The following is a 12,522-nucleotide window of genomic DNA, read 5'->3' as shown; positions in this document are numbered from 1 at the left end:
GTTATTTAACCCCAGCGCGCTCGAGCGCGATCCGCTCTTCGTCGACCGTCGTCAAGCGGTGCATCCGACCGGTCAGGATCAACATCAGCCGGTAACTTAGAATGGCCGCCGCAGAGACACCAAAAACCAGGCCGACACCAAAAAAGAGAGACTGGGAAAGCCCTGTCGCTGGGGCAAACGTATTGAGATTGACGCGGACCTGAACCCAGCTTCCTGCAATGATCAGCCAGGTCGCATACAGCATCAGGATGTGGGAGACCGCCAATGCGACTACGCGCAACGGACGCGGCAGGCTGTTTACGACGAAGTCGACCCCAAGATGCCCATTCTCACGCAGCACGAGAATGGAACCCACGAACACGGTCCAAACAAAAAGCCAACGTGAAAACTCTTCAGACTGGGTAATCCCGGAATTAAAGAAATACCGGAGTATAACGTTGCCGAACACGAGCACCACCATCCCGGCAAGACACAGGACGACAAACCACTTTAGACACGTAAAGTAGAACTCTACAATTTTGGACATCCACCCCTCCTCAGGCAATGGCGTGTGCTCGCTTCAACTTCGGCTAAGCGCGCCGATACCCTTCCAGGTCACTGTCTTCGACGTCCGGCAAATTCACAACGATGTTGTCGGGCGTGCGGCAGGTCAGCCAAACCAAGGGATCGGAGATGCTCATGTTAACTTCGACATGGGGCATGTGGGGAGGCACAAATACAAAATCGCCCGGCGCCATGTCGACATAACTCTTGTAGTCCCGGCCAAAGTAGATGCGCCCATGGCCCTCAAGGACGTACCCACCTGTTTCGGCTTCCCCATGATGATGGGGAGGAGACCGGAAGCCGGGTTCGTTGGAGACGCGGCCAAACCAAAGTTTTGTGGCCGGGGTGTGCTGTGGGCTCACACCGGATCTGCGCACCGCGTCTCCAGATTGCCCGGTGTTGGTGTCTAGCGCATTGGCGCGCGTGACGACAGGAACGACGTCTTCGGTCATCTCAGTTAGTCCTGGGTTGGATTTTGGTCAGTTCATATGCATTCCGCCATTCACGTCGATTGCCGAGCCAGTGATGTAGGACGATAGGTCCGAGGCAAGAAAGACGCAGGCAGATGCAACATCGGAAGGCTCGCCGAACCGTCCCATCGGGATGGTGGGTAAAACCTTCGCGGTGATTTCGTCGGTGTAGAAATCTCTGGTCATCTTCGACATGATCACGCCGGGATTGACCGAATTAATGCGGATGCCGGCGGGAGAGACATCGCGCGCGATTGCTTTGACCAGACTGGCAACGCCGCCCTTGGACGCTGCGTAATGCGGCCCGCCCATGAGCCCGCCGCCGCGCTGCGCAGCGATCGATGCTATGCAGATGATCGATGCGCCCGCCGCCATCAACGGAAGCGCCTGCTGGGTCATGATCAGCGTTCCACGCAGGTTTACATCCATGATGGCATCATAATCATCACGGGTGATGTCGACAGTCTTGCGAGGCTGCGTGATGCCGGCATTATTAAGCAGGATATCAAGGCGCCCGAACTCGGAGCGAACGCGGTCAAAGACCGTGCGCACGCTATCCTCGGAACGGACATCGGCGCAGACATAGACCGCAGCGTCACCCAGTCGTTCAGCGGCACCGGCCAACTCCGCCTCGTTAATGTCCACGAGCAGCACACGGGCACCAGCCTCGACAAACGCTTTGGCCGTCGCAAACCCGATACCTTCAACATTTCCAGCGCCACTGAGCACAGCAGTCTTGCCGCTTAAAAGCATGTCGTCCTCGATCTGTTGCTGATTGACGCCCCCGATACACGGCGAGGAATCAAGTCGGCCTTCCTGGCTTCCCAGAAAGGCCTTATTTGCGCTATTGCGCGGCAGCAGCGACCGCTGCATTGAACTCTTCGACGAGTTGCTGATCGAGACCGGACGACACCTGCTCCACGACCGGCGCGACAGCATCACGGAATTCCTGCAGATTCTCGTTGGAAATCTCGCTGATCTGCATGCCCTGCTCTTCCAGGAACTGAAGTGTTTCTTCACTCGACGCGTTGATAATGTCGCGATTGTAGACCGAAGACTCCGCGCAGGCGTCCTGCACCGCCGTCTGCTGGTCGGCACTCAATCCGTCCCAGAATGTCTTGCTGGCGTAGACAACCGAAATCGTCGTGAAATGGCGTGTTTCGGTTAGATGATCCTGCACCTCATAGAATGAGGAAGCACGGGTCACGTCATTGGCGATTTCATTGCCATCGATGGCGCCGGTTTCCAGCGCCGTAAACGTCTCGGGGAACGGCAACGGCGTGGGATTGATGCCCAAGGCTCCAAGGGAGTCGATGTAAACCTTGTTCTGGATTGTACGGATCCGCAAGCCCGACACATCGGCCAGCGTCTCGACGGGGCGCTGATTATTGGTGATGTTGCGGAAGCCATAATCCCAATAGCACAGCCCCTTAAGGCCAGATGCCTCCATCTTGTCGAGAACGGCGACACCCACAGGACCGCGCGTTACAGTATCGAGCTGCTCATAGCTCGAGAACGTGAAAGGCAACTGGAACAGATCAAAATCGGGAACCAGCGAAGCAAGACCGGCTGTGGTCGTCACAGCCATTTCGACAATGCCACCCTGAGCCGACGAAATGGACTGAATTTCATTGCCCAACTGCGCATCGGGAAAAGGGCGGACCGTAATGCTGCCGCCGGATTTTTCTTCGACCAGCTCGCCAAAATGGCTAACGGTCTGCCCCATGGTGCTCTCGCTGGACACCGGATAGCTGAACTTGATCGTCTGAGCGCTTGCAGGCAGCGCGGCTGCAGTCAGGATGGCGGTAGCGCATGCGCACCGCAGGGAAACTCCCAACATGTTCATTCTCCTCCAAGAGATTTGTGGCGGCGTTTGCTCGCCACTCGCGCAAACTAATGTCTCATATTGTAAGACTTGTCAAATCCAACGAGCGAAAAGACTCGCAAACTGTACATAAGTTTGAGTAGCATGCAGGCTGTTTATCAAGGACTTTTCGGATTTTCTCAGCGATTGCCGTTCATATCGAAAACAGAGAGAAACTTGAGAAAGTCACTATATGATAATAGTTGACCAAGGCCCCATGACAAGGCTAGGTCAAAGGGCGCTGGCGAGGAGCGGCTAGGGAAGAGGCATGACGACACCACAACGCAACGGTTACGACCTAGGCGGCCGCAGAGCTATTGTTCCCGGTGGCGCCGGAGAAATCGGTCAGGCTATCGCACGCCGATTGGCCTCGTGCGGGGCAATAGTTGAGATTTGGGATCTGGCGCTCCCTGCAGAATGGCAGAAATCAGGACAAATCGTGGACGTTACAGACCCCATAGCGGTCAGTTCGGCGATGGCCAACGCCACGCAGAAAATGGGCGGCGTCGACATGCTGGTCTATGCCGCAGGCATCACTGGCCCGACCGAGATGACCCAGAACTACCAGCTCGATGCATGGCACCGCACGCTCGACGTCAATCTCAACGGCGCGTTTTATTGCGCGCGCGCGGCGCTGGCCCATTTTGATCCCGACCAACCTGCCCATATCGTTGTGCTTGCTTCAATCGCCGGCAAGGATGGCAACCCGCGCATGGCTGCCTACTCGGCGGCCAAGGCCGGTCTCATTGCCATGACCAAATCCATCGGACGGGAGTTGGCACATACCCAGATCCGGGCACATGCCATTGCACCGGCCCTGATCCAGACCCGCTTGCTCGACCAGATGGACGCCGGGACGATCCAAGCAAACCGCGCAAAAATTCCGATGGGCCGGACAGGTACGCCCGATGAAGTTGCCGAATTGACGGCCTGGCTGGTCTCGCCCGGCTGCACGTTTTCGACCGGCGCCGTACACGATCTGTCCGGCGGCCGGGCCACATATTAGGAGAATACAGTCTTGACCAATCTGAACGGAAAAGCAGCGCTCGTCACCGGAGCAGCGCGCGGGCAGGGTCTCGCAGAAGCCAGACTTATGGCAAAACGGGGCGCATCTGTCATCATCTGCGACGTGCTCGAACAGGAAGGGGCGACTGTAGCTGCAGCGCTCAAGTCCGACGGGTTGGATGTTGACTTCGCAAAGCTAGATGTCACCGACGGGCGCGACTGGGATCGCATCGCGGCTCTGGTCAAGGAACGCTTCGGCTCTCTGCAGATCCTGGTCAACAATGCCGGCATCATCAATCGCCAGTCCATCGAAGACACGACGGTCGCGGCCTGGAACCGGCTAATTTCCGTCAACGTTACCGGCGCCTTTATAGGCATCAAGACATTGGCCGAATTGCTCGCAGTCAAAGGTGGATCGGTAATCAACATATCGTCCAACAGCGGTTTTTCAGCACACTACGATCCCGGTTACACATCATCGAAATGGGCGCTGCGCGGACTGACACGGGCCGCTGCCATGGAATTCGCCAGCAAGGGCATTCGTGTGAACGCTGTCTGCCCGGGATTGGTGCTTACCGACCTCAATGTAGACGCGCCCCACCTGCGACCGATGATCGAGATGACCCCACTTAAGCGGGCCGCCAGCGTGGACGAAATCGCAAATCTTGTGGCCTTCCTGGCCAGTGATGAATCCGCGTTCATCACCGGCGAGGACTTTGTGATTGATGGCGGCTTTACCGCCGGGGCTGCCTATCGGCGCGTATCCGAGGAATCGGGACTCTTCGATAAGCAGAAGATAAAGTCATGATCATCGAAGAACGAACATACCGTATCAAGCCCGGCCAGCTGGACGCATATCTGGCGCTCTATGACGATGGACCGCGCACATTGCAACAATCGATTCTGGGGCACCTTGTCGGCTATTTCACCACCGAATCTGGCGATCTCAATAACCTGGTACATCTTTGGGCCTACGATTCGCTCGAGGACCGCTCACGACGACGGGCTCAATTGGCGGCCGCGCCCGAATGGCAGACCTATATTCAATCCTGCACGCCGCTGATCCTGAAGATGAGCAACCGGTTTCTTTCTCCACTGCCCTTCTCTCCCCTTCGATAGCCCAGAGGGCTCATCCAATTACGACAGGCGATATAAAGTGAAGCTTTCCACGCTGCAGCATCAGGCGCGCGCGCGCGTCGGCATTCTCATTGGCGACGATTATGTGCTTTTGGACAATTCCCAATTCAAGGACATGGTCGATTTCGTGACCTTGAGCCTTGAAGACATCGAGGCGCTTGCCGCAGCATCGGTCGAGCGTGTTCGCGCCTCGGAGGCCGTGTTGCTCGCACCGATAGGGCGGTTTGGCCGCGACGTCCTCTGCACGGGCTGGAACTACTGGGATCATTTTGACGAGGGAGTCGGCAAGCGGGACGGGCAAGAGGTCGAGCGCCCGGTTGCACCGACATTTTTCACCAAAGCGCCCAACGCGATCACGGGCCCTTTTGATGACATCCCGATTGACGACACCATTTCCAAGAAATGGGATTACGAGGGGGAAATCGCGGTAGTTATCGGACGTCAGGGCCGCTCGATATCACCAGAATGCGCGCACGAACACATCTTCGGCTACATGTTGGCCAACGATGTTTCCCAACGCGACTTGCAACGACGACATGGGGGGCAATGGCTAAAAGGAAAGAGTATCGACAGGTCAAGCCCCACCGGACCCTATATCGTTACAGCCGACGAAATCACGTTCGACGACATCGAAATCCAGACCTTCGTTAATGACGAGCAACGCCAGTCCGCATCGACTCGACAAATGGCTTTTGCGTTGCCCGAACTGATTGCCGAGCTCTCTTTCGGCATGACACTATACCCAGGCGATGTAATCCTGACCGGAACGCCGAGCGGGATCGGAATGGCAATGACACCGCCACGATTTCTGGCTGCAGGAGATCATATCCGGGTTGTTGCAAAAGGATTGGGAGAATTAAGCAACCGCTGCGTTGCAACTGCCAGATAAACAGGCGCAGTTTAAATCCTCAAGAGCCAGCAGCACTACTCCATTGCAGCTATATGCTTCCAGGGTGCGTAACTTTTTTGGCTCAAACAAGCCGAATTGCTGATGCCCCAATACCCCATACAACAATCTTGGCTGAGCTAATAGCCGACTATCGCCGTTGGCCATATGAACAGATTCCAGCCAACCCAAACGACGTCACGCCGCGGCCAACACCTAAAGTTGCCTCAGCGTGCTGACTTGGTGCGGCACAATGCTGTCGCCTCGATCTCTACTTTGATTTCCTCGACAGGAAACCCACAGATGATTGTCGTATTGGTGGGGCGCGGGTCGGAAAAATGCTCCCCCAATACTTTTGAGACAGTCATTACATCCTTACGGTCAGCCACATAGACATTGAGTTTGACGATGTCGGACAAGTCGGCGGCAGCCTTGCTCAGTGCCTCTCCGATGGTCCGCAGAGACTGCCGGGTTTGCTCTTCGGGATCAGGCGAGATGGTGCCGTCGGGATTGTGTCCCGCCGTACCCGACACGAAAACCCATTCACCGTCCACAACGGCGCGCGAATATCCTGCGAGCTTCTCTAATTTTGAGCCTGATGAGATTGCCCATCGGTTAGAAGTCATTGCACACCCTTATTAATTTGCATCCATGCTCATGGATAATAAAGAAAACACGTCAGCCACTTGCCCCTTAAGGCGAACGGAGGGAACATCCGGGTGGCGCTCCGGCGTCTAGATTGCACGATCAGCTTTCTGTCTGCGGCGCTTCCTGCTCTTCGGTTTTCAGGATATCGAAAAGAAGATCACGAGATGCCCGGATATCTGCTTCGCAGGCAACACCGAGAGCTTCCCATTCTCCAGTTTTGATCGCTGCCAGCATGGCGGCGTGCTGATCGGTGAAGCCATCGCTCGTGGCCGGAAACGGTTTTGCCGGCATCGTATCCTTCAAATGGTCGTCAGACGGCAAGTCGATCGTCTTAGTGGAAGCCGACGACACCAACACCCGCAAGATCGAAATCGCTTATGACGCGCGGGGGGAAGCCCGCAAGGACCGGTTCACCCGCGCCTTTCCCGGAGATTTGTTGACGCGCCGCAGGATCGGCTGCATTGCGCTATCGGGTGGCGGACCGGCATGGTTCGATCGCCCCGACGCCGAGGACGCCGTCTGGGGTTACGGTCTCTCGCCGGACGGCAGCACCCTGTTCATCAGCAGCAGCGATCTTTCGATCAAGACCCATACGATCTTCATGTTCGACACGCGCTCAGGCGCACGCACCGTGCAGTACACGGCTCATGACCCCCTCAAGATCCGACCCGACTGGCAGGTCGAATTCGCGCCCGACGGCCAGAGCCTGATCGTTATGACCGACCGCGACGGCTTCAACCATCTCCACAGGCTCGCCGCCGCGAGCGCTGCCCTGGAGCCGCTGACCTCAGGTGCTTGGGAAATAGCCGAATTTGCTGTCGATCCTGCAAATGGCACCGTCTATTTCGTCTCAAATGCTGCACACCCCGCCGAGCGCCACGTTTATTGCGTGCCACCGGCCGGCGGAGAAGTTAGGCGACTGACGCATGCCGCTGGCATTCACGTTCCGGTCTACGCCCCCGATTTTCAGGCCCTTGCCGATCTGTTCAGCGATGACATGACGCCGCCCGAACTTTTCGTGCAGCCCCTGCCGGATTCCGCCGAGGCGACACGGATCACCCATTCGCCCCGCCCCGAATTTTCCCAGCGTGATTGGGCCCATGTGCGCTATGTTCCGTTCGTCAGCCATGTCGATGGCGCCGAACTGACGGCCCGCGTCATGCTGCCCCCCGGATTCAAACTCAATGGCAGCTACCCAATGGTGGTCGGATCGATCTATTCCGACGGACTTCTTAACCAATGGGGCGGACGGGCTGCCCATCCGAGTTGGGGCATCGACCAGTATCTCGCCTCGCGCGGTTTCGTGGTTGTCAGCCCGGAAATCAGAGGGAGCTTCGGGCGCGGGCGGGATTGGAACCGGCCTATGCTCAATAGCTACGGCAGCCAGGACATCGAAGACATTGCAGATTGCGTCACCACACTCGTCGACCTCGGCTATGCACACCGCAAGCGCGTCGGTCTTTGGGGATCTAGCTATGGCGGGCTGATGACACTGATGTCCCTGTTCAAGAAGCCCGGCTTTTATGCAGCAGGTTTTGCTGGCGCGCCCGCCACCAATGTCTGGCACGCATATCCCGAGCAAGGCTGGATCATGGGGCTGGCCAAGGGAGAGGACTTCATCGACCGCTACAGCGCCTAGTCGGCACTGTTTCACAGCAAAAACCTCCGGGATCATCTGATGATCCTTCACCTGTGCCCTGAGCCCTTTGTTCCTCCGGCTTATTGGAGAATCCGGGGGTTAATTTGTGGCCTCATGCGGCCTGTTTTGCCAGTGCCATTTTCATGGCAAATTCTTCGGGCGAGATATTGCCAAGCGATAAATGTGGTCTTTGCAGGTTGTAGTCCTCCTTCCAAAGCGTGATCGAGGTTCTGGCTTCTGCCAGTGATGAGAACAACGTCTCGTTGAGACACTCGTCTCTGAAGCTGCCATTGAAGCTTTCAATAAAGCCGTTTTACATGGGCTTTCCCGGCGCGATGTAGTTCCAGTCGAGGCCAGTGTCCTGGCACCATTTCAGGATTGCCATCGAGGTCAATTCGGTGCCGTTGTCGGAGACGATTGTCATCGGCCTGCCGCGCCTCACGATCAAAGCATCGAGTTCTCGCGCGACCCGAAGGCCTGAAAGCGACGTGTCAGCCACAAGGACCAGGCATTCCCGCGTGTAGTCGTCGACCACGGCCAGGACGCGGAACCGGCGACCCTCGATGAAGGCATCGCTGACAAAGTTCAGGCTCCAACGTTCATTGGCGCCATTGGCACACCTATGGGGCGCCTGGTGCCCAAAGCCCGCTTCCGCCCGCCACGCTTGCGGACCCGAAGCTTCTCCTCACGATAGAACCGCCAGGGCTTTTTCAGGTTCATCTCAATACCCTGACGCCGCAGCATGACGTGGACGCGCCGATAGCCGCCGCCCAACGAAGAGACTAAGTCTATTCGTCGGCGAGGCTTACCACTATGCAAGATCATTTCGGTGCGTGTGGAGTTCCAAGATCCAGCCGGAGCTAATGTAAACCACTTCACCTCGGCCAATGGGCGCGACATGTGGCTGGACAATGCCGCTTTGCCCTTCTCCATCAGTTTTGCCGATTTTGATTACTGCTGCAATGAATGGTAGCCAACGGAACTTTCGCCCTGGGGTCGGCGTTCGATCGATATTCGGCCTTCGCGGCCATTTGCATCGCTCACCGTACTCGCACCCCCTGTCCCACCCGCTTGCCATGGGGGGCGTCGTCATCGTTTTAGGCGCGCTGCCCGTTGAGCTCAAGGAGTTGCGCGATACTTATGGTATCAAGCTTGCCGACGAGAGCATCGCCAATGTCAGGAATATGGTTGAACATGCACCGTCAAGCTCTTCTGGCTGCTTGGTCGAGAGCGGCTATATTTCGCTATTGGAAGATGAATCCAGTGTACGTCGTCTGTCGGTGATTATCTCGTTGATTGTGATGTTGGTTTTCAGCCCGGTTCCAGACCTGCTCACCAATGTCCGGGATATGAACTTTGGAATGCGCACTTCGACGCCCCAATTACTTCAATTCAAACTTAGAACCAAGACAACGCTAACACCGAAACATCATTATTCAGCGCTACGTAATTCCCAAAGATCACTATCGCTCAACTAATCTTCTGGCTAGAATCGAATTGGATCGCCGTCAGATATTTACCGTAAGCATTTTTCTTCATGGTCTCCCCCAGTTTTTCAAGCTGGGCACTATCTATATAGCCCATTCGGAAGGCGATTTCTTCCGGGCAGGCGATCTTGAAGCCTTGGCGCTTTTCCAGCGTCGCGACGAACTGCGCCGCGTCGAGCAGGCTGTCGGGCGTGCCGGTATCGAGCCAGGCATAGCCGCGCCCCATCAGTTCAACCGAAAGCTGGCCGCGGTCGAGATAGGCGCGGTTGACGTCGGTGATTTCCAGCTCGCCACGTCGTGAGGGTTTCAGGTTGGCGGCAATGTCTACAACCTGTTCGTCGTAAAAATAGAGCCCGGTGACGGCCCAGTTAGAGCGCGGCTTTTCGGGCTTTTCCTCGATGCTGAGCGCACGCATTTGGTCATCAAAATCGACCACGCCGTAGCGTTCGGGATCGGCGACGTGATAGGCGAAGACTGTCCCGCCACTCTTGCGCTCGACGCCGCGCCGCATTATTTCGGGCAGACCGTGGCCATAGAAGATATTGTCCCCCAGCACGAGCGCCGAGGACCCACCAGCGACAAAGTCGGCGCCAATAATGAAGGCCTCAGCCAGACCATTGGGCTGCGGCTGAACGGCATAAGTCAGCGACAGGCCCCATTGCGACCCGTCACCCAATAGGCGCTTGAACCCATCTGCCTCGTGGGGCGTGGTGATGATGAGGATTTCCCTGATCCCCGCCAGCATCAGCGTCGTCAGTGGATAATAGATCATCGGCTTGTCATAGACCGGCACCAGCTGCTTGGACACGGCCAAGGTCATCGGATGCAACCGCGTGCCGGCGCCGCCGGCCAGAATAATGCCCTTCATGCGTGACACTCCTCCATCTTTTGGTCTTCTGCGCCTGCCAGCAGGCGGGCGATTGTGTTGTGGGTGGAGGACTGCCAGTCCGGCATGGTGATGCCATGGACGCTGTGCAGTTTTGTCGTGTCGAGCTGCGAATTGGCCGGGCGCTTCGCCGGCGTCGGATAGTCAACCGTGCTAATGCGTCTGACATTGGCCGAAGGGCCGCCGAGGCGCGCGGACTGGGCGAAAATCTCAAGGGCGAAATCTGCCCAGCTAACTTCGCCCGTGCCGGTTAAGTGGAAGGTCCCGCGCAGGCTCTGGTGATCGGGGCGGGCGAGTAGATTGCCGGCCACCTTGATCACCGCATCGGCGATATCGAGCGCCGAGGTCGGATTGCCGTGCTGGTCATCGACCACACGCAGTTCCGGCCGCGTGCTTGCGAGCTTAAGCATGGTCTTGAGGAAATTGTTGCCGAAGGGCGAATAGACCCAGGCCGTACGCAGAATGGCATGGTTATCGGTGGCAGAGGCAACGGCTCTCTCGCCGGCCAGTTTGGTCGCGCCGTAGACACCGAGCGGATTGGTCTGATCAGTCTCGACATAGGGCGAAAGCTTGCTCCCGTCGAAGACATAGTCGGTGGAGAGATGGATGATGGGAATGTCGAGTTCGCCGGCCAGCTGGGCCAATGCTGCCGGACCATGTGCATTGATCCGCTCTGCCAGATCTGCTTCCGCCTCGGCCTTGTCGACGGAGGTGTAAGCTGCAGCAGACACAATTGCATCCGGCTTTACCACGGCAATGCGAAACAGGCCCTCCTGCGGATTGGCGAGGTCCAGCTCCGGCCGACCCATGGCCACGATCTCCACGCCCTGAGTCGCACCGCGCTCTATCAGAGCGGTGACCACCTGCCCGGCCTTTCCCGTTACGAGCAGTTTCATCCCGTGCCCTTATTGCCGGACGTCAGGCCGAGCCGCTCGCCGGCATAGTTCTTGCGCATCGGCTGCCACCACCACTCATTGTCCATATACCAGTCGACCGTGCGGGCAATGCCGGTTTCGAAATTCTCCTGCGCCTTCCAGCCCAGTTCGGTTTCGAGCCGGGTCGCGTCGATGGCATAGCGCGCATCGTGGCCGGGACGGTCCGTCACGAACTGGATCAACTCTTCACGGGGGGTGCCAGTGGGCAGGCGCTGATCGAGCAGACTGCATATGCGGCGCACAACGTCGATGTTTTTAACCTCGTTGCGGCCGCCGACATTATAGGTCTCGCCCACCCTGCCCCGCTCGATGATTAGATCAAGCGCCCGCGCGTGATCTTCGACATAGAGCCAGTCGCGGATATTGGTGCCCCGACCATAGACCGGCAGCGCCTTTCCGTCCATAGCATTGAGGATGGTCAGCGGAATCAGCTTTTCGGGGAAGTGATAAGGGCCGTAATTGTTGGAGCAATTGGAGACCACCACCGGCATTCCATAGGTCCGCGCCCAGGCCTTGGCCAAATGATCGGAGGCGGCTTTCGAGGCCGAATAAGGCGAGCTCGGATCGTAGGGCGACTTTTCGGTAAAGAGACCGGCATCACCCAGCGAACCATAGACCTCGTCGGTCGAGACGTGGAGGAAACGGAAGCGCTGCTTCTCCTCGCCGGAGAGGCCCGCATAATAGGTACGGGCGGCCTCCAGCATGGTAAAGCTGCCGATAACATTAGTCTGGACGAAGTCGGCCGCGCCGGTGATCGAGCGATCGACATGGCTCTCGGCCGCCAGATGCATCACACGAGCCGGACGGAAGGTCGCAAAAGCCTCGTGGATGGCCCGCGCGTCGCAAATGTCCGCCTTTAGGAAGCTGTGATTGTTCCTGCCTTCAACAGCGCGCAGTGAAGCCAGATTGCCGGCATAGGTCAGCTTGTCGAGCGTCAGAACTTCATAGCCTTTGTCGAGCACGAGATGGCGCACCAGAGCCGAACCGATAAAGCCTGCGCCGCCAGTAACCAGAACCCGCAT

General features: G+C 57.4%; 15 protein-coding genes and 1 pseudogene. 6 read left to right on the top strand and 10 right to left on the bottom strand.

The genetic code is table 11. The features are described from left to right. Position 1: 1 nt before the first annotated feature. From ACN0TA_RS11870 to ACN0TA_RS11855, 4 genes are read right to left on the bottom strand one after another with little or no spacing between them, the layout of a single operon-like run. Positions 2 to 526 (bottom strand): TRAP transporter small permease, encoded by a 525-nt coding sequence (locus ACN0TA_RS11870; protein ID WP_417583140.1) that lies wholly within the window; start codon positions 524 to 526, stop codon positions 2 to 4. A gap of 43 nt (positions 527 to 569) precedes the next feature. Next, complete coding sequence (locus ACN0TA_RS11865) at positions 570 to 995, bottom strand: cupin domain-containing protein (RefSeq protein ID WP_417583138.1); 426 nt, start codon at positions 993 to 995, stop codon at positions 570 to 572. A 27-nt stretch (positions 996 to 1,022) separates the two neighbouring features. Next, positions 1,023 to 1,886 (bottom strand): SDR family NAD(P)-dependent oxidoreductase, encoded by an 864-nt coding sequence (locus ACN0TA_RS11860; RefSeq protein ID WP_417583136.1) that lies wholly within the window; start codon positions 1,884 to 1,886, stop codon positions 1,023 to 1,025. After that, complete coding sequence (locus tag ACN0TA_RS11855) at positions 1,858 to 2,853, bottom strand: DctP family TRAP transporter solute-binding subunit (protein WP_417583134.1); 996 nt, start codon at positions 2,851 to 2,853, stop codon at positions 1,858 to 1,860. The genes ACN0TA_RS11860 and ACN0TA_RS11855 overlap by 29 nt, the downstream gene beginning before the upstream one ends. 292 nt (positions 2,854 to 3,145) lie before the next feature. Here ACN0TA_RS11855 and ACN0TA_RS11850 point away from each other — a divergent pair, with 292 nt between their 5' ends. Genes ACN0TA_RS11850 through ACN0TA_RS11835 form a run of 4 tightly spaced genes read left to right on the top strand, consistent with a single transcriptional unit; the run spans position 3,146 to position 5,908 of the window. Further along, complete coding sequence (locus tag ACN0TA_RS11850) at positions 3,146 to 3,883, top strand: SDR family NAD(P)-dependent oxidoreductase (protein WP_417583132.1); 738 nt, start codon at positions 3,146 to 3,148, stop codon at positions 3,881 to 3,883. A 12-nt stretch (positions 3,884 to 3,895) separates the two neighbouring features. Beyond that, positions 3,896 to 4,690, top strand: a complete 795-nt coding sequence (locus ACN0TA_RS11845) for an SDR family NAD(P)-dependent oxidoreductase (RefSeq protein ID WP_417583130.1) — start codon at positions 3,896 to 3,898, stop codon at positions 4,688 to 4,690. Next, complete coding sequence (locus ACN0TA_RS11840) at positions 4,687 to 5,001, top strand: NIPSNAP family protein (protein ID WP_417583128.1); 315 nt, start codon at positions 4,687 to 4,689, stop codon at positions 4,999 to 5,001. Before ACN0TA_RS11845 ends, ACN0TA_RS11840 begins: the two co-directional genes overlap by 4 nt. 37 nt (positions 5,002 to 5,038) lie before the next feature. After that, a complete protein-coding gene (locus ACN0TA_RS11835) occupies positions 5,039 to 5,908 on the top strand; it encodes a fumarylacetoacetate hydrolase family protein (protein ID WP_417583126.1) in 870 nt (289 codons plus the stop codon). A gap of 224 nt (positions 5,909 to 6,132) precedes the next feature. Here the strand turns inward: ACN0TA_RS11835 and ACN0TA_RS11830 are convergent, their stop codons facing one another. Continuing rightward, complete coding sequence (locus tag ACN0TA_RS11830; RefSeq protein WP_417583124.1) at positions 6,133 to 6,531, bottom strand: RidA family protein; 399 nt, start codon at positions 6,529 to 6,531, stop codon at positions 6,133 to 6,135. A 121-nt stretch (positions 6,532 to 6,652) separates the two neighbouring features. Further along, positions 6,653 to 6,844, bottom strand: a complete 192-nt coding sequence (locus tag ACN0TA_RS11825) for a hypothetical protein (RefSeq protein ID WP_417583122.1) — start codon at positions 6,842 to 6,844, stop codon at positions 6,653 to 6,655. On the opposite strand from ACN0TA_RS11825, the gene ACN0TA_RS11820 reads away from it, so the two are divergent. Further along, positions 6,819 to 8,192: a DPP IV N-terminal domain-containing protein gene (locus ACN0TA_RS11820; RefSeq protein WP_417583120.1), complete on the top strand. Its 1,374-nt coding sequence runs from the start codon at positions 6,819 to 6,821 to the stop codon at positions 8,190 to 8,192. The two genes, ACN0TA_RS11825 and ACN0TA_RS11820, sit on opposite strands and share 26 nt — an antisense overlap. 112 nt (positions 8,193 to 8,304) lie before the next feature. On the opposite strand, the pseudogene ACN0TA_RS11815 reads toward ACN0TA_RS11820, so the two are convergent. Next, positions 8,305 to 8,957 (bottom strand): annotated as a pseudogene (locus tag ACN0TA_RS11815) (IS3 family transposase); the annotation flags it as partial. A gap of 197 nt (positions 8,958 to 9,154) precedes the next feature. Here ACN0TA_RS11815 and ACN0TA_RS11810 point away from each other — a divergent pair. Beyond that, a complete protein-coding gene (locus ACN0TA_RS11810; protein WP_417583118.1) occupies positions 9,155 to 9,670 on the top strand; it encodes a hypothetical protein in 516 nt (171 codons plus the stop codon). Here the strand turns inward: ACN0TA_RS11810 and rfbA are convergent. The 3 genes from rfbA to rfbB are packed head-to-tail and all read right to left on the bottom strand — an operon-like array spanning position 9,663 to position 12,522. Then, positions 9,663 to 10,547 carry a glucose-1-phosphate thymidylyltransferase RfbA gene (gene rfbA / locus ACN0TA_RS11805; protein ID WP_417583116.1) on the bottom strand — a complete coding sequence of 295 codons (885 nt, stop codon included), beginning with the start codon at positions 10,545 to 10,547 and terminating at the stop codon, positions 9,663 to 9,665. The two genes, ACN0TA_RS11810 and rfbA, sit on opposite strands and share 8 nt — an antisense overlap. Further along, positions 10,544 to 11,461 carry a dTDP-4-dehydrorhamnose reductase gene (rfbD, locus tag ACN0TA_RS11800; protein WP_417583114.1) on the bottom strand — a complete coding sequence of 306 codons (918 nt, stop codon included), beginning with the start codon at positions 11,459 to 11,461 and terminating at the stop codon, positions 10,544 to 10,546. Before rfbD ends, rfbA begins: the two co-directional genes overlap by 4 nt. Next, positions 11,458 to 12,522: a dTDP-glucose 4,6-dehydratase gene (rfbB, locus tag ACN0TA_RS11795; protein ID WP_417583112.1), complete on the bottom strand. Its 1,065-nt coding sequence runs from the start codon at positions 12,520 to 12,522 to the stop codon at positions 11,458 to 11,460. The genes rfbD and rfbB overlap by 4 nt, the downstream gene beginning before the upstream one ends.

The organism is Pelagibacterium sp. (genome assembly GCF_048264985.1).
Classification (GTDB): Bacteria; Pseudomonadota; Alphaproteobacteria; order Rhizobiales; family Devosiaceae; genus Pelagibacterium.
Note: the sequence above shows the minus strand (reverse complement) of the source record. Positions and strands in the feature narration are given on the sequence as shown.